Below are 15078 nucleotides of genomic sequence, written 5' to 3'. Positions count from 1 at the left end.
GCCCCCGGCCCCCGCCGGGGCCGCCGCGGGGGGGGGGGGGGCCCGGGGGGGGGGTGTCGTCCGGGACGGGCTTCGATGTTCGGCGCCCTTTCCGGGTCGGCTCTGCCGGACGGCACCTCGCGCCGAAGTCATCTCGTTTTAGTCCCGGCCGACACCCCACCCCGTCCCCACCCCCGGCCGGGCAGCGTCAGCCTCGCTGGGCGCATCTAGCCTCGCCGCTCACATCCAGTTACGCCGGGCACATCCAGCCTCGCCGGCGATTGAGGCGCGGGGTACGGGGCGGAGCCCCGATCTTTGACCCGCACGCACCCGGCCACACCAGGCAAATCCAGGCTCGCCGGCGATTGAGGCGCGGGGTGCGGGGCGGAGCCCCGGGAGGGCGGCGCGTGGGTCCCCCGGATGGGCTACTTACGATGGCCGCGGGGGCGGGGCCGGGCAAGGATCCCCGCATCGGCACATCACATCGGGGGTTGGGAAATGAAGGCATCCGTCAAGATAGGTGCCGCCGTGGCCGGGCTGGCCGTCGTCGGCGGCGGGATTCTCGTCGGGACACGGCTCGGCGGGACGGCGGAGCAGCGGCTGCAGGGGAAGCCCGCCCCGAGTGCCACAGCCCCCGCCCGGCCAGGGCAAGGGCAACCGTTCACGCTGGTGGCGACCGGTGATGTCATTCCGTATCCGTCGATCATCCAGCGGTCCGCGGACGACGCCGGCAAGGCCGGGGAGTACGACTTCCGGAAGATACTCGCCGGGGTCAAACCCCTGGTCTCCGCCGCCGATCTGGCGATATGCCATCACGAGATACCGTACGGGCGGCCCGGCGGCCCCTACACCGGCTATCCGACCTTCAAGGCTCCGCACCAACTGGCCGACGCCCTCAAGGACGCCGGGTACGACAGCTGTTCCACCGCCTCGAACCACACCCTGGACGACGGCTACGACGGGCTCGCCCGCACCCTCGAACACCTCGACCGGGTCGGCGTCGGCCACGTCGGCTCCGCCCGCAGTGCGGAGGAGGCCAAGACCCCGGCCCTGCTCTCGGCCGGCGGCGCGAAGGTCGCCCAGCTGTCGTACACGTACGGCACGAACGGCATTCCGCTCCCCCAGGACAAGCCGTGGGCGGTCAACCTGATCGACAAGGACCGGATCATCGCCGACGCCCGCGCCGCCCGGGCGGCCGGCGCGAACGTGGTGGCGGTGAGCGTCCACTGGGGCACCGAGTGGCAGACCGCGCCCGATGAGCAGCAGCGGGAGCTGGCGCAGGCGTTGACCGCCTCCCGCGCCGCCGACGGCCTCCCCGACATCGACCTGATCATCGGCACGCACAACCACGTGCCGCAGCCCTACGAGAAGATCAACGGCACCTGGGTGGTCTTCGGCATGGGCGACCAGGTCGCCAGCTTCGTACCGGCCGACAAGCTGCGCGGCAACCAGTCCTCCATCCCCCGCTTCACCTTCGCCCCGGCGGCGGCCCACGCGGGTCGCTGGGAGGTGGTGAAGGCCGAATTCCTCACGCAGTACTCGGACATGGGGCCGCCGTTCCGTGTCGTCTGCGCCTCGTGCGCGGCCTCCGACAGCACGCTCCCCGCCGCCAAGCGGAGCGAGTACGCCCGGATCGACGAGCAGGTCACCGCCGCCGTGCTGTCGCGCGGTGCGGCCGCGCAGGGCCTGGAGCACGCCACCCGCTGAGCACTCCCCTCCGTGTGCTCCTCGGGCGGCGCCCCCGGCGGTGTTACGAGGCCCTGCCCCGCCGGGACACGACCAGTGCGCCCGCCCCGATCCCGAGCAGGATCAGCGCGCCGCCCGCGACGTAGGGGGTGAGTGAACCGCCGCCGGTCTCCGCCAGGTTGGCGTCGGTGGTGACAGCGGACCCCGTGCCCGTCTGGGGCTTGACGTCCGGCTTCGCGGACGGGGTCGCGGACGGGGTCGGGGACTCGCAGTGCGCCTCTGCGAGGACGACCTCGCCGTCGACCCGCGCCACGCCCAGGTTCAGCGGGTTCACCGACACCTTCAGGCGGAGCGCGGCCGCGGCGGCCGTGGTGGAGGTGGTCTGCGTACCGGACAGCTCCAGGCTGACCAGGCCCACGCCCGGCACCTCGATCTTGGTGGGGCCGCCCGCCGACAGGGTGATCTTCTTGCCCAGCGCGGTCACCGTGCCGAGGACGTTGGAGGTGGCGACCGGCTGCTTGCCCGCCTCGCAGACGGCCTTGCTGGTGACCTTCTCGACCTCGATGAGCGAGAGCGCCGGCAGGCCCGGCACGTGCACCCGGGCCTTGGCGAGGTTGGCCTCCGCCTCGGCCCGGGTCTTGTCCGCGGTCGCCTTGGAGGTGGCCAGGTCGGCGCGGAGCACGCTGACCGGCGCACCCCCCTCGACCCCGTCCAGGGTGACCGTGAGCGCCGTCTTCTCGGCGGCGGCCGCCGGGGCGCTGACCTCGTTGAGGGTCGCCTTCAGCGGGATGTGCACGGTCTTGCCGAGCAGGCCCACGTCCAGTCCGGTGCGCAGGACGACGGCGCCGGCCTTGCCCTCGTTCCCCGCGCCGCCGCCCGTGGCGAGGGCGGGCGGCGCGGTGAGCAGGGCTACCGCTCCCGTGGCGAGCAGGACGGCCGCGGGCATGCGGAAGGTGTTGCTGTTCAAGATGGTGGAACCCCCGGGGAGATGGGTGCCGTCGCGCCGCCGATGGGGGACATCGCGCGCGCCGACGGCTTCGTCCCCGGAATTTTTACGCACTGTGAGTGAACGGGCGGCAACCTGAGGTGAGTTCACCCCAAAGGGTGGTTTGCGTGTATGTATTCGATTTTCTGCGCCCCAGGGGGAACGTGAGTGTTCTTCTGTCGCAGCGACGTCTGACATCGGCCGGCCGTGCGGGCGTTTACAACGACCGGTGGGCCGCCGATGTCACGCGGCGTCAACTCAGGCCCGGACCGCGCCGTTCACGACGACCCGCAGCGGCTGCGCGAGCGCCCGTACGTCCTCGCGCGGGTCGGCGGCGTAGACCACGAGGTCCGCCGGCGCCCCCTCGGTCAGGCCCGGCCTGCCGAGCCACGCGCGGGCCGCCCAGGCCGTCGCCGAGAGGGCGTCAAGCGGTGGGATCCCGGCCTTCACCAGCTCCGCCACCTCCGCCGCGACCAGGCCGTGCGGCAGGGAACCTCCCGCGTCGGTGCCGACGTACACCTGGATGCCCGCGTCGTAGGCGGCCCGGACCGTGTCGTACCGCTTCTCGTGGAGCCTTCGCATGTGCGCCGACCAGTCCGGGAACTTCGTCTCCCCGCCCGCCGCGAGCTTCGGGAACGTCGCGGTGTTCACGAGCGTCGGGACGATCGCGACCCCCCGCTCCGCGAACAGCGGAATGGTCTCCTCGGTGAGGCCGGTGGCGTGCTCGATGCAGTCGATGCCCGCCTCCACCAGGTCGCGCAGCGAGTCCTCAGCGAAGCAGTGCGCCGTCACCCGGGCGCCCAGCCGGTGCGCCTCGGCGATGGCCGCCTCCACCTCGGCGCGCGGCCAGCAGGCGGACAGGTCCCCGACCTCGCGGTCGATCCAGTCGCCGACCAGCTTCACCCAGCCGTCGCCGCGCCGCGCCTCGCGGCCCACGTACGCGACGAGGTCGGCGGGCTCGATCTCGTGCGCGTAGTTGCGGATGTAGCGGCGGGTGCGCGCGATGTGCCGGCCGGCCCGGATGATCTTCGGCAGGTCCTCGCGGTCGTCGATCCAGCGGGTGTCGGAGGGCGATCCGGCGTCGCGGATGAGGAGGGTGCCGGCGTCGCGGTCGGTCAGGGCCTGGCGTTCGGCGGTCGCGGCGTCGACCGGGCCGTGGGAGTCCAGGCCCACGTGGCAGTGCGCGTCGACCAGCCCGGGCAGGGCCCAGCCGGTCACGGTGGTGATCTCGCGGGCGGTGCGCGGGCGCTCGTAGGAGATCCGCCCCCCGACCACCCAGAGTTCGTCGCGGATCTCGTCGGGTCCGACGAGCACCCGCCCCTTCACGTGCAGCACATCGCTCAGCGCATCGGTCATGTCCGCACTGTATGTGCGGGCTCGGTACGCTCGGGCGGGTAACCCCGGACGAAGCGGACGAAGAGAGCACCACCGTGACCCACCCCCTGCTGGACCTCCCGCCGCTCACCGCGGAGCGCTTCGCGTCGATCGAGCAGGGGGTCGCGGACCTCCTCGCCACCCGGCAGGACGTGGTGATCGCCCAGGGCGAGGCGCTGCTGCCGCTGGAGGGGTGCATCCGGTCGGGCGCCCGGCCCGGTTCGACGGCGCTGAACGTCGTCACCGGCCCCTACGGAACCACCTTCGGCAACTGGCTGCGCGACTGCGGCGCCACCGTGGTGGACCTGGCGGTCCCCTTCGACACGGCGGTGACGGCGGACCACGTGGCGCGGGCGCTGGCCGAGCACCCGGAGATCGACTTCGTCTCGCTGGTCCACGCCGAGGCGGCGACCGGCAACACGAACCCGGTGGCGGAGATCGGCGAGGTCGTACGGGCCCACGGGGCGCTGTTCATGCTGGACGCGGTGGCGTCGGTGGGCGCGGAGCCGCTGCTGCCGGACGCGTGGGGCGTGGACCTGTGCGTGATCGGCGCGCAGAAGGCGATGGGCGGCCCGGCGGGCGTCTCCGCGGTGTCGGTGTCGGAGCGGGCGTGGGCCCGGTTCGCGCAGAACCCGGCGGCGCCGCGCCGTTCGTACCTCTCGCTGCTGGACTGGAAGGAACGCTGGATCGACGGCGGGCGCGAGACCCTGCTGCACGCCCCGGCGCAGCTGGAGATGCTGGCGCTGGAGGCCTGCCTGGACCGGATCGCGGCGGAGGGGCTGTCGTCGGTGATGGCCCGCCACGCGGCCGCGGCGGCGGCGACCCGTGCGGGCGCGGCGGAGCTCGGCATCGCCCCGTACGTGGGCCGGGCGTCGGAGGCGGCGCCGGTGGCCACCACCCTGCGGGTCGCGGACGCCTCGCTGGTGGTGGCCAAGGCCCTGGCGGCCGACGCGACGGCCCCCCTCGCGGCGGGCGGCGGCGCGCTCGCGCAGGAGATGCTGCGGGTCAACCACTACGGGACGGCGGCCTCGCTGCCCGTGGTCCGGGCCTCGCTGACGGCCCTCGCGGCGGCCCTGGGGGCCGAGCCCGGCGCGGCGCTCGCCGCGGCGGACGCGGCCTGGGCGGCCGCTCTGCCGATCTAGCCCGTCAGGACAGGGCGTCCAGCAGCCGGTCCACGTCCGCCTCGGTGGTGTAGAGGTGGAACGAGGCCCGCAGGGTGCCCGCGCGGGCGGAGGTGGCGATGCCGGCCGCCTGCAGGGCGGGCTGGCGGTCGGCGAGCCCCGGCACCGAGACGATGGCCGACTCGCCCGGCACCGGCTCGTGGCCGAGGCGGGCGAGGCCGGCCCGGTAGCGGGCGGCCAGGGCGGTGTCGTGGGCGTGGATCGCTTCGATGCCGATCCGCTCCAGCAGGGCCAGCGAGGCCTCGGCCGCGTGGTAGCCGAGGAAGGCCGGGGACTCGTCGAACCGCCGCGCGTCATGTGCCAGTTCCGGCATGGGCCCGTAGGTGGCGTCCCACATGGACCGTGCCGCCACCCATCCGGCGTGCAGCGGGGTCAGGGTGCGCTGGGCCTCCTGCGACACGGTCAGGTACGAGGCCCCGCGCGCGCCGAGCAGCCACTTGTACCCGGCGGTCACCGTGTACTCGTACGGGGAGGCGTCGAACGGCAGCCAGCCCGCGGCCTGCGTGGCGTCCACCAGCATCCGGGCGCCGTGCGCGGTGCTGGCCGCGCGCACGGCGGGGAGGTCCGCCATCCGCCCGTCCGCGGACTGCACCGCGCTCAGCGAGACGAGTGCGGTGTCGGGGCCGACGGCCTCGGCGAGGGATTCCAGCGGTGCGAAGCGGACCTTGAGGTCGCCGCGCACCACGAAGGGGTTGATCACGGAGGCGAAGTCGCCTTCCGGGCAGAGGACTTCGGCGCCCGGCGGGAGCGAGGCGGAGACGAGGCCGACGTGCGTGGCCACCGCCGAGCCGACGGCCACCCGGTCCGCGCCCACCCCGACGAGCCGGGCGAAGGCGGCCCGGGCCCGGTTGACCCGGTCGAAGTCGCCGAATCCGGCGGGGATCCCGGCCCCCGCCGCCTCCGCGAGCTCCCGTACGGCGGCGACGGCGGAACGCGGGAGCACCCCGCAGTTGGCGGTGTTGAGGTAGGTGGTGGAGTGGGTGAACTCGGCACGGGCCGCTTCGGCGAGTGGAAGATCCATGCGTTCCACTCTGCGCCAGGAAGGACTCAAAGTCCATTGCCTGGTTTTACGTGCCGAATCAAAGACATACTTATGCCTGCGGGACCGCGCACGCCCCGTCGGGTTCGCACGCCTCGGCGCCGGCGGCCGGCTCGGTCACCTCGCGCCCGGCCCAGGCCTGTTCCAGGGCGCGGGTGAACACCTCGGCCGGCTGCCCGCCGGAGATCCCGTAGCGGCGGTCGAGGACGAAGAACGGCACGGCGTTGGCGCCCAGTTCGGCGGCCTCGCGCTCGTCGGCCCGTACCTGCTCGGCGTAGGCGGACCCGTCGGCGAGGACCGCGCGGGCCTCGGCCTCGTCCAGCCCGGCCTCGACGGCGAGCGCGACCAGCACCTCGGGGTCGAAGACGGACCGCTCCTCGCCGAAGTTGGCCCGGTAGGCGAGGTCCAGCAGCTCCTCCTGGCGGCCCCGGGCCTCGGCCAGGTGCAGCAGGCGGTGGATGTCGAAGGTGTTGCCGTGGTCGCGCCCGTCGATCCGGTACTGCAGGCCCTCGGCGCGGGCGGCGGACGCGACGTGCTCCTCCATGCCGCGCGCCTCTTTGAGGGTGCGGCCGTACTTCTTGGCGAGCATCTCGGTGACGGGCGCGGTGACGCCCTTGGCGGCGTTCGGGTCGAGCTCGAAGGAGCGGAAGACGACCTCCACCTCGTCGCGGTGCGCGAACTCGGCCAGCCCCTTGGCGAAACGGGCCTTGCCGATGTAGCACCAGGGGCAGGCGATGTCGCTCCAGATCTCGACGCGCATGATCCTTCTTCTCTCCGGGTCCGGTGGGACGAAACAGTTCCCCCTTCAACGAACCGGCGGACCGTCTCATTCCCCGGACGCCGGGGGCACCTCCAGCCACAGGACGCGGTGGGAGCCGGAGGCGGTGGAGTGCGGGTCCGGGAGCCAGCCGTGGGTGGCGTAGAAGGCCTGGGCGCGGAGGTTGTGCGCGTAGACCTCCAGGCGGACCCGGTGGATTCCGGCTCGGCGCCAGGCGTCGAGACAGGCCGCATGGAGGGCGGCTCCGGTGCCCTTGCGCCAGTGGACCGGGTCGACGTGGAGCTGGGTGAGGGTGGTCTCGCCGTCCGACGTGCGGAAGGCCGCTACCCCGGTGAGCTCGCCGTCCTGCTCGGCGCACAGCACCCCGCCGTCGACCTGCGCGCGGGCGACGGCCCGCGACCAGCCCTCGCGGGTACGGGCGAGCTCGGCCGCGCCGCTGTAGGCCTCCTCGGGGATGCGGCCCTCGTAGTAGGTCGCGCGGGCCCGGGCGTGGAGGGCGGCGATCGCGTCGAGGTCGGCGGGGCGCGCGGTTCTGATCATGGAATGGGGAACGCGCCGGGCCCCGTCCCGGTTCCCGGCGCGTCGGCCGCAGGGCCCGCGTGGCTACTTCTTCAGCCACGCCTCCATCATCTTCTGGGCGATGGGGGCGGCCAGTTTGCCGCCGCCGATCTCGGAGCGGTCGGTGTCGGAGTTCTCGATCACGATGGCGACGGCGATCTGCTTGCCGTTCAGCTTTCCGTACGAGGTGAACCAGGCCAGCGGCGGCAGGCTGTTGTTCACGCCGCGCTGGGCGGTACCGGTCTTGCCGCCCACCTCGGCGCCCGGCACCTGGGCGGTCTTGCCGCCGCCCTCGGTGGCGACCGTGCGCATGGCGTCGCGCAGCATCGAGGCGGTCTTCTCGCTCATGACCTGCTGGGACTTGGGGTCCTTGAAGCTCTCCAGCACGCTGCCGCCGGAGTCGGTGACCTCGGAGACCATGTGCGGGGCGACGAGCCTGCCGCCGTTCTCGATCGCGGCCGTCACCATCGCCATCTGGAGCGGGGTGGCCTGCACGTCGAACTGGCCGATACCCGTCTGCGCGACCTGGTCGACCGACATCTTCTTCGTCGGGTACTTGCTCGGCGGGTTGGTGCGGACCGGGGTGTCGATCTGCGTGTTGAAGCCGAGCTTCTCGGCCATGGCGCGCATCTTGTCCTGGCCCAGCTTGTGCGCCAGCTCGGCGAAGACGTTGTTGCAGGACAGCTTCAGGGCGGTGCGCGGCGAAACGTTGTTGCAGGCCGCGGAGCCCGCCTCGCTGGGCAGCGGGGTCCGGGTGCCGGGGATCGTGTACGGGTCCGGGATTCCGGTCTGCTGGTCGAGATTGGTGACCAGCCCGTTCTCGATCGCCGCGGCGAGGGTGACCAGCTTGAAGGTGGAGCCGGGGGCCTGCGGCTTGCGCAGGGCCACGTTCTCCATCGCCTTGCCCTTGTCGGCGGAGAGCTCGTCCCAGGCGTCCTGGTCGGTGGCGCCCGTGATCCGGCCCGGGTCGAAGGAGGGATTGTTGACGACGGCGAGGATCCGGCCCGTCGAGGGGTCGATGGCGACGGCGGCACCCTGCAGGTTCTTGCCCTGGAGGGCGTCGTACGCGGTCTTCTGCACGTCCGCGTCGATGGTGGTCAGGACGTTGCCCGGGGAAGCCCGCTTGTCGGTGAGCATGTCCATCATGGTCTTCAGCCGGTTGTCGGAGCCGTTGAGGATGTTCTTGTAGACACCCTCCAGCATGCTCGTGCCGAAGGCCTGGGAGCTGTAGCCGGTGATCGGCGCGTAGAGCGGGCCGTTGGTGTAGGTCCGCTTGTAGCCGAAGTCCTTGCCGCCCGTCTTGGTCGAGCCGGTGATCGCCTCCCCGCCCACGATGATGTTGCCGAGCGGGTTCTCGTACTGCCCGATGAGGTTCCGCCGGTTGTTCTTGTCGTCTGCGAGGGCCTGGCCTTGGTATGCCTGCACCCAGGTGACACGGACCAGCAGGGCCAGCACCAGAAGCAGACAGAAGACCGACGCACGCCTGATCGTCTTGTTCATCCCCCAGAAGGACGCACCAGCGGCCCCAGCCGTTCCGCTCTGCCCCGATTGTGGCGGGGTTCTCAGCTTTTCTTCATGAAGCCCCCCTCGTAGGCCGCGATGACCGCCTGGGTGCGGTCGCGCGAGCCGGTCTTGGCGAGGACGGCCGCGACGTGGGTCTTGACCGTCTGCGGGCCGACCCCGAGGCGCTCGCTCATCTCGTGGTTGGACAGTCCGGTGGCCATCAGCCGCAGGACGTCGGCCTCCCGGTCGGTGAGCCGGGCCACCCAGGGTGCGGCGGGCGGGGCGCCGGCCGTGTGCGCCGCGGCGAGGGAGCGGACGGCGGCCGGGAAGAGCAGCGAGTCGCCGCGGGCGACGAGCCGGACCGCGCCGATCAGCTCGTCGGGATCGGCCCGCTTGAGGAGGAACCCGCAGGCTCCCGCGCGCAGCGCCCCGTAGACGTAGGAGTCGTTCTCGAAGGTGGTGACGACCACGATGCGGGGCGGCTCGGCCATGGTGGCGAGGATCTGCTCGGTCGCCCGGATCCCGTCGATCTCGGGCATCCGGACGTCCATCAGCACCACGTCGGGCGCGAGGGAGCGCACCAGTGACACGGCCTCGGCGCCGGTGGCCGCCTCGCCGACGACCTCCAGGTCGGCTTCGGCCTCGAGGATGACCCGCAGGGCGGTGCGGACCATCCGCTCGTCGTCGCAGAGCACGATGCGCAGGGGCGGCCGGGTCGCCGGGGCCGGTGCGCTCACCGGTCGCCTCCGGCGAGCGGCAGGACGGCCCGCAGCCGCCACCGGCCCTCGTGCGGGCCGGCCTCGACGCTGCCGCCGAGGAGCGCGGCCCGTTCGGCGGCGCCGCGCAGCCCGCGGCCCCCCGTGGTGCGGGGCTCCCGGTCCCGGTCCTCCGGTGCGGCGGGCGGATTGGTCATGGTGATCTCCAAGTCACGGTGTGGGGTCCCTTCCCGGCCCTGGACGCGGATCCGCAGTTCCACCGGACCCGCGCCGTGGCGCAGTGCGTTGCTGAGGCCCTCCTGGACGATCCGGTACGCCTCGCGGGAGGCGATGGCCGGAAGGGCCTCCCAGTCCCGGGCTGGACCGGGGTCCTGGTGGGCGGTGACGGGGGTGCCCCCGGCCCGGGTGCGGGCGAGGAGCCCGTCGAGGTCGGCGGCGAGGGTCGGTGCGGGCGCGGCGTCCGGCCGGGCCGGATCCCCGTCCCGCAACAGGCCCAGTACGGCGTCCAGCTCCCCCACCGTCCGCCGGGTGGTGTCCTCGATCGCGGCCAGCGCCTCCCGTACGAAGGCGGGGTCGCTGTCGAGCACCCGGCGGGCGGCGACCGCCTGGAGGGTGACGGCGCTCAGCGCGTGCCCGACCGCGTCGTGCAGTTCGCGGGCGAGCCGGTTGCGCACGGCCAGGTCGGCGGCCCGCTCCTCGGCCGCGGCCAGCCGGTCGGCGGTCGTCGGCCCCAGCAGTACGGGCGCCAGCCGGGCCAGCAGCGCCCCGGCCCCGGCGGCGCACAGGGCGAGCCCGGCCAGCAGACCGGCCCCGAGCAGGGGCGCGACGTACGGATCGGCCTGGGTGTCGAACCAGCCCAGTCCGAGCCGGGCCTTCCGCAGCCCGCTCACGAACGGCAGCGTGATCAGGACCACCGCCATGGGCGGCACCGCGAGGGTGAGCCCACTGACCAGCGCCCCGACCCCCAGGTGCAGGGTCCACCAGGCGGAGGTCCGCCCCCGCGCGGCCCAGGACCGCGCCGGCCCCTCGGCGAGCCGGTCCCCGGGCACCCCGCACATGACCCGCACCGCTGTCACCGACAGCGGCCGGACCAGCCCGAAGACGGCGGTGGCCGCGACGAGCGGCAGGGCGGCCGCGTATGCGGCGAGGGAGAGCGGGAAGGAGCTGAGGGCGTTGACCCCGCCGGCCGCGATGCCGACCCCCACCTGGGTGAGGAGGAAGTACGGCATCAGCAGGGCGCCGCCGAGTATCAGGTGGACCCAGCGCAGCCGTGCCCGCACCCCGAGCAGCCTGCCCAGACCGTCGCGCATCACCCCTCGCGGCGGGAGGTGAGGAACCGTATGAGGACGGTGGCGGAGAGCAACCCGGTGATCATCTGCCCAGCGTAGGTCAACAGGCCGAGGGCGGAAGGCCCTTCGCCCCCGTCCAACTGCGGTCCCAGCGCGGTGGCCAGCATCCAGGTCCCCCAGCTCAGGGTCGCCGCCCCGCCGGTCCAGGCGAGGCCGAGCGGCCACCGCGCCGGGAGCGCCCCGCCGCGGGCCAGGAGCAGGGCCCCCGCCCCGGCGGCGAGCGCGCACGTCCCGTGCACCACGGTCACCACGACGGTCTCGGCGGACCGTGCGGCCACCCGCTCGGGATCCAGGCCGGCCGTACCGCCGCAGGCCCAGTACAGGTGCGCCGCCGCGATCGCCAGGCCGACCGCCGCCGCGGCCGCCGCCACCACCCCCGTGGGCGACGGCAGCCGCGTCCCCGTCACGCCCTGCCACCGCCCGCCCCAGCGCTCCCGCGCATAGGGCACGAACAGCGCGGCCAGGGCGAGTCCTTGGACGGTGAAGCCGGTGTAGACCACGTTGAACACCCATGGGTCCAGGAAGGGCTCCCGCGCGGCCTCCGCGGCGGGCTCCGCCCCGAAGCCGAGTGCCCGTATGAGCAGTTGGCCCGGGAACCCGAGGAGGATCGGGGTCAGCAGTCCAGTCGCGACGAACACCGGGGCGGTCAGAAACCAGGCCGGCACCCGTCTCCCCCAGGGTCTGGTGAGCACCAGAACGAGCACGATCACGCAGGCGTCCATCGCCACGGTGACGGCGTTCGCCGTGATGAGGAACGTGCCGGGGTCCAGCAGCACGCTGCCGTCCGGTATCCCGATCCGGCTCCCGGACAGCCAGGCGGTCTTGAGCGCCAGATACGGCACGGTGGCGGCCAGGGCGACCGCCCGCAGGATCCGCCGCCCGGCCCCCAGGTCGGGGGCCGACGGCCGGGTCTCGTACTTCGACGGGTTGACTGCTCGCGTGGTCATGGCCCAACGGTCCCGTGTCCGCCCTCCCGCCACCTCCCCCTCCAAGGGGAACCGCCTCCCCCGCGTGGGGGAGGAACCAGGAGCCTCACATCCGCCGCGTCACCACGGACAGCCGGTCCCGCGCCTCGAACAGCGCCGCCTTGATGGCCTGTTCGTGCCCCGCCGTCAGCCGCGCCACCGGTACCGAGCAGCTCACCGCGTCCCGCGCCGGCGTCCGGTACGGCACCGCCACCCCGAAGCAGCGCAGCCCGAGGGTGTTCTCCTCCCGGTCCACCGCGTACCCCTGCTCCCGCACCAGCGCCAGCTCCTCGATCAGCTGCTCCCGGTCGGTGATGGTGTGCTCGGTGACCGCTTCCAGCCGCCGCGGCAGCAGAGCCCGCACCTCCTCGTCCGTGTGCGTGGCCAGCAGCGCCTTGCCCAGCGCCGTGGAGTGCACGGGCAGCCGCCGCCCGACCCGGGTGAAGGGCCGCAGGTAGTGCTGGGACTGGCGGGTCGCGAGGTACACCACGCTCGTCCCGTCCATCCGGGCCAGGTGGATGGTCTCCGTCGTGTCGTCGGAGAGCCGGTCCAGGGTGGGCCGGGCCGCCGCGACCACCTCGTCGCCGTCGATGTACGAGCTCCCGACCAGCAGCGCCCGTACGCCGATGCCGTAACGCGTGCCCGTCGCGTCGGTCTCCACCCACCCCAGGTTCACCAGCGTGCGCAGCAGCATGTACAGGCTGGACTTGGGCAGGGAGAGGTCGTTCTGAATGTCGGCGAGGCTGTGCAGCCCCGGCCGCGCCGCGAAGTGTTCCAGCAGTACGACGGTCCGGACCGCCGATTTGACCGCCGCCGCCCGGTCCGGGGGCCCCGCCTCGGTCGTCGTCATGCGCGCGCTTCCCCTCTGGTCGCCTCTTGTCACGCGGAGGACGCGGAAATAGAGTCCGCAGCAGATGTGATCATTCATCCACCGGAACGGCGTTCAGAATACTGAACGATCCAGGAGGCAGCGGGTCATGACGACGACACCAGTCTGGAGTGTGGACCCCCGCACCGGGAAGCAGCGCGAGCAGGTTGCGGTGGAGGCCACACCCCATGAGGTGGACGAAGCCGTACGGGCCGCCCACGCGGCCCGCGGCGCGCTCGCCGACGCCGCCGCCCGCGCCGCCTTCCTGCGCACGGCCGCCACCCTGCTCGACGAGGCGGCCGCGCACGTCATCGAGGCCGCCGACGCCGAGACCGCGCTCGGCCCGGGCCGGCTCACCGGCGAGCTGGCCCGCACCACCGGCCAGCTGCGCGCCTTCGCCGACGCCGTCGACGAGGGGGCCTACCTCGACATCCGGATCGACCGCGCCGACCCCTCCCTCAGCCCCCCGCGCCCCGAACTGCGCCGCTACAAGGTGCCCCTCGGCGTGGTCGCGGTCTACGCGGCCTCCAACTTCCCGCTCGCCTTCTCCGTCCCCGGCGGGGACACCGCGAGCGCGCTGGCCGCCGGCTGCCCGGTGGTCGTCAAGGCGCATCCCGACCACCCCGCCACCTCCGAGCTGTGCGCCTCGCTGCTGCGCCGGGCGGCGGTCGCCTCCGGGCTGCCGGCCGAGGTGGTCTCCGTGGTCCACGGGTTCGACGCGGGCCTGGGACTGATCCGCCACCCCCTGGTGGCCGCCGCCGGGTTCACCGGTTCGATCCGGGGCGGGCGGGCCCTGTTCGACGCGGCCGCCGCCCGGCCCGTGCCCATCCCCTTCCACGGGGAACTCGGCTCCCTCAACCCCGTCGTGGTCACGCCGGCCGCCGCCGCCGAGCGCGCTGAGGAGATCGGTACGGGGCTCGCGGGCTCGGTCACCCTCGGCGTCGGCCAGTTCTGCGTGAAGCCCGGCCTGGTCCTGGTCCCGGAGGGCGCGGACGGCGACCGGCTCACCGGCGCGCTCACCAAGGCGCTCGGGGAGACCGAGCCCGGGGTGCTGCTCGACCACCGGATGCGGGAGAACTTCGTCGCCGGGGTCCGCGAGCGGGCCGCACTGCCCGGCGTGGCCGCGCCCGTCACCCCGGGCTCCGGCGGTGACCACACCGTCGGAGCGGGGTACCTGACCGTGCCGGCCGGCCTGCTCGCCGGGAACGCCGAGAACGCCGGGAACACCGAGGGCACCGACGTTCACTCCTACGGGGTGCTCCTGGAGGAGTGCTTCGGCCCGGTGACCGTCGTCGTCCGGTACGCCGACCAGCGCGAGGCGGCCGCGGTGCTGGACCGGCTCTCCGGGAACCTGAGCGCCACCCTCCAGCTGTCGGCCGCCGAGACCGAGGGCGCGCCGGGCCCGGCCTCCGAGCTGATCTCCCAGGTCACGGGGCTCGCGGGCCGGATCGTGGTCAACGGCTGGCCGACCGGGGTGGCCGTGGCCCCGGCCCAGCACCACGGCGGCCCCTACCCGGCCGCGACCTCCCACTCCACCTCCGTCGGCGGGACGGCCATCGAGCGCTGGCTGCGGCCGGTGGCCTACCAGTCGGTCCCGGACGCGCTCCTTCCGGCCGAGCTGCGCGAGGCCAACCCGCTGGGGCTGCCGCGCCGCGTGACGGGCGGCTGAGCGGAGGCCGCCGGGTGGGGGTGGGGACCCCGCCGCCCGCGCGGGGTGCCGGGTGGCGGCCGCGGCGGCGCCAATTGCGTTGCCGCCTCCGCCCGGGGCGGGGCAGGCTGCGGTCCATGCCGAAGCCGCACGGGTTCTCGTACGAACAACACCGCGACCACTCCGTCGTCATCACCCACCAGGGGCGCACCGCGGCCACCCTCCGCGGTAGCCGGGCCCACAAGTTCCTCGCCGAGGTGGGGGCCGGCGACGCGCAGCTGGTGATGGCCCGCTGGACCGGCTCGTACAAGTTCGGCAACGAGCGCACCGCGAGGAACCACCCCCGCAACCGGCGCTGAGCCGTTCGGATTCCGTACGGAGCCCGTACGGAATCTCGCGCGAGGGTAAGGGAACGGCAAAGCGCCCTCGGTCGTTCTCCGGGCATGACC

The 15078-nt window shown here is 73.7% G+C and carries 14 protein-coding genes; 4 read left to right on the top strand and 10 right to left on the bottom strand.

Going from position 1 to position 15078, the window contains the following annotated elements; genetic code table 11:
• The first annotated feature begins 477 nt into the window (after positions 1-477).
• On the top strand, positions 478-1686 hold the full coding sequence (locus tag ACGFYU_RS23790) for a CapA family protein (protein WP_393829320.1): 1209 nt from the start codon (positions 478-480) through the stop codon (positions 1684-1686).
• Positions 1687-1729: 43 nt separating this feature from the next.
• Here ACGFYU_RS23790 and ACGFYU_RS23785 read toward each other — a convergent pair whose 3' ends face one another.
• Both ACGFYU_RS23785 and ACGFYU_RS23780 read right to left on the bottom strand, forming a co-directional pair.
• Entirely contained in the window at positions 1730-2632 is a 903-nt protein-coding gene (locus tag ACGFYU_RS23785; RefSeq protein ID WP_393829319.1) for an SCO1860 family LAETG-anchored protein, read from the bottom strand.
• Between the two features lie 276 nt (positions 2633-2908).
• The gene (locus ACGFYU_RS23780; RefSeq protein ID WP_393829318.1) at positions 2909-4006 is read right to left on the bottom strand and encodes an amidohydrolase family protein; all 1098 of its coding nucleotides are present in this window, start codon (positions 4004-4006) and stop codon (positions 2909-2911) included.
• Positions 4007-4080: 74 nt separating this feature from the next.
• Between ACGFYU_RS23780 and ACGFYU_RS23775 the strand changes: the two genes are divergently transcribed.
• Entirely contained in the window at positions 4081-5166 is a 1086-nt protein-coding gene (locus ACGFYU_RS23775; RefSeq protein WP_393829317.1) for a pyridoxal-phosphate-dependent aminotransferase family protein, read from the top strand.
• 4 nt (positions 5167-5170) lie between these two features.
• Here ACGFYU_RS23775 and ACGFYU_RS23770 read toward each other — a convergent pair whose 3' ends face one another.
• The 8 genes from ACGFYU_RS23770 to ACGFYU_RS23735 form a co-directional block, all read right to left on the bottom strand.
• Complete coding sequence (locus tag ACGFYU_RS23770) at positions 5171-6226, bottom strand: aminotransferase class V-fold PLP-dependent enzyme (RefSeq protein ID WP_393829316.1); 1056 nt, start codon at positions 6224-6226, stop codon at positions 5171-5173.
• Between the two features lie 70 nt (positions 6227-6296).
• Positions 6297-7004, bottom strand: coding sequence for a DsbA family oxidoreductase (locus ACGFYU_RS23765; protein ID WP_393829315.1), 708 nt, complete (start codon positions 7002-7004; stop codon positions 6297-6299).
• A 66-nt stretch (positions 7005-7070) separates the two neighbouring features.
• On the bottom strand, positions 7071-7562 hold the full coding sequence (locus ACGFYU_RS23760; protein WP_393829314.1) for a GNAT family N-acetyltransferase: 492 nt from the start codon (positions 7560-7562) through the stop codon (positions 7071-7073).
• 63 nt (positions 7563-7625) lie between these two features.
• A complete protein-coding gene (locus ACGFYU_RS23755) occupies positions 7626-9080 on the bottom strand; it encodes a peptidoglycan D,D-transpeptidase FtsI family protein (protein WP_393829313.1) in 1455 nt (484 codons plus the stop codon).
• Positions 9081-9142: 62 nt separating this feature from the next.
• Complete coding sequence (locus ACGFYU_RS23750; protein ID WP_393829377.1) at positions 9143-9757, bottom strand: response regulator; 615 nt, start codon at positions 9755-9757, stop codon at positions 9143-9145.
• 59 nt (positions 9758-9816) lie between these two features.
• Entirely contained in the window at positions 9817-11109 is a 1293-nt protein-coding gene (locus ACGFYU_RS23745; RefSeq protein WP_393829312.1) for a sensor histidine kinase, read from the bottom strand.
• The gene (locus tag ACGFYU_RS23740; RefSeq protein ID WP_393829311.1) at positions 11109-12095 is read right to left on the bottom strand and encodes a hypothetical protein; all 987 of its coding nucleotides are present in this window, start codon (positions 12093-12095) and stop codon (positions 11109-11111) included. Before ACGFYU_RS23740 ends, ACGFYU_RS23745 begins: the two co-directional genes overlap by 1 nt.
• An 85-nt stretch (positions 12096-12180) precedes the next feature.
• Entirely contained in the window at positions 12181-12963 is a 783-nt protein-coding gene (locus ACGFYU_RS23735) for an IclR family transcriptional regulator (RefSeq protein WP_393829310.1), read from the bottom strand.
• Between the two features lie 127 nt (positions 12964-13090).
• On the opposite strand from ACGFYU_RS23735, the gene ACGFYU_RS23730 reads away from it, so the two are divergent.
• Both ACGFYU_RS23730 and ACGFYU_RS23725 read left to right on the top strand, forming a co-directional pair.
• Entirely contained in the window at positions 13091-14650 is a 1560-nt protein-coding gene (locus tag ACGFYU_RS23730; RefSeq protein ID WP_393829309.1) for an aldehyde dehydrogenase (NADP(+)), read from the top strand.
• Between the two features lie 116 nt (positions 14651-14766).
• Positions 14767-14988, top strand: a complete 222-nt coding sequence (locus tag ACGFYU_RS23725) for a hypothetical protein (RefSeq protein ID WP_393829308.1) — start codon at positions 14767-14769, stop codon at positions 14986-14988.
• Positions 14989-15078: the final 90 nt, after the last annotated feature.

It is taken from the genome of Streptomyces sp. NPDC048337 (assembly GCF_043201175.1).
Taxonomy (GTDB): Bacteria; Actinomycetota; Actinomycetes; order Streptomycetales; family Streptomycetaceae; genus Streptomyces.
Note: the sequence above shows the minus strand (reverse complement) of the source record. Positions and strands in the feature narration are given on the sequence as shown.

Bases quoted from the DNA above. Each gene is read 5' to 3' on its own strand.
- ACGFYU_RS23745 (WP_393829312.1), bottom strand. From the start codon at position 11,109: ATGCGCGACGGTCTGGGCAGGCTGCTCGGGGTGCGGGCACGGCTGCGC.
- ACGFYU_RS23780 (WP_393829318.1), bottom strand. From the start codon at position 4,006: ATGACCGATGCGCTGAGCGATGTGCTGCACGTGAAGGGGCGGGTGCTC.
- ACGFYU_RS23735 (WP_393829310.1), bottom strand. From the start codon at position 12,963: ATGACGACGACCGAGGCGGGGCCCCCGGACCGGGCGGCGGCGGTCAAA.
- ACGFYU_RS23755 (WP_393829313.1), bottom strand. From the start codon at position 9,080: ATGAACAAGACGATCAGGCGTGCGTCGGTCTTCTGTCTGCTTCTGGTG.
- ACGFYU_RS23740 (WP_393829311.1), bottom strand. From the start codon at position 12,095: ATGACCACGCGAGCAGTCAACCCGTCGAAGTACGAGACCCGGCCGTCG.
- ACGFYU_RS23750 (WP_393829377.1), bottom strand. From the start codon at position 9,757: ATGGTCCGCACCGCCCTGCGGGTCATCCTCGAGGCCGAAGCCGACCTG.
- ACGFYU_RS23765 (WP_393829315.1), bottom strand. From the start codon at position 7,004: ATGCGCGTCGAGATCTGGAGCGACATCGCCTGCCCCTGGTGCTACATC.
- ACGFYU_RS23725 (WP_393829308.1), top strand. From the start codon at position 14,767: ATGCCGAAGCCGCACGGGTTCTCGTACGAACAACACCGCGACCACTCC.
- ACGFYU_RS23790 (WP_393829320.1), top strand. From the start codon at position 478: ATGAAGGCATCCGTCAAGATAGGTGCCGCCGTGGCCGGGCTGGCCGTC.
- ACGFYU_RS23730 (WP_393829309.1), top strand. From the start codon at position 13,091: ATGACGACGACACCAGTCTGGAGTGTGGACCCCCGCACCGGGAAGCAG.
- ACGFYU_RS23770 (WP_393829316.1), bottom strand. From the start codon at position 6,226: ATGGATCTTCCACTCGCCGAAGCGGCCCGTGCCGAGTTCACCCACTCC.
- ACGFYU_RS23760 (WP_393829314.1), bottom strand. From the start codon at position 7,562: ATGATCAGAACCGCGCGCCCCGCCGACCTCGACGCGATCGCCGCCCTC.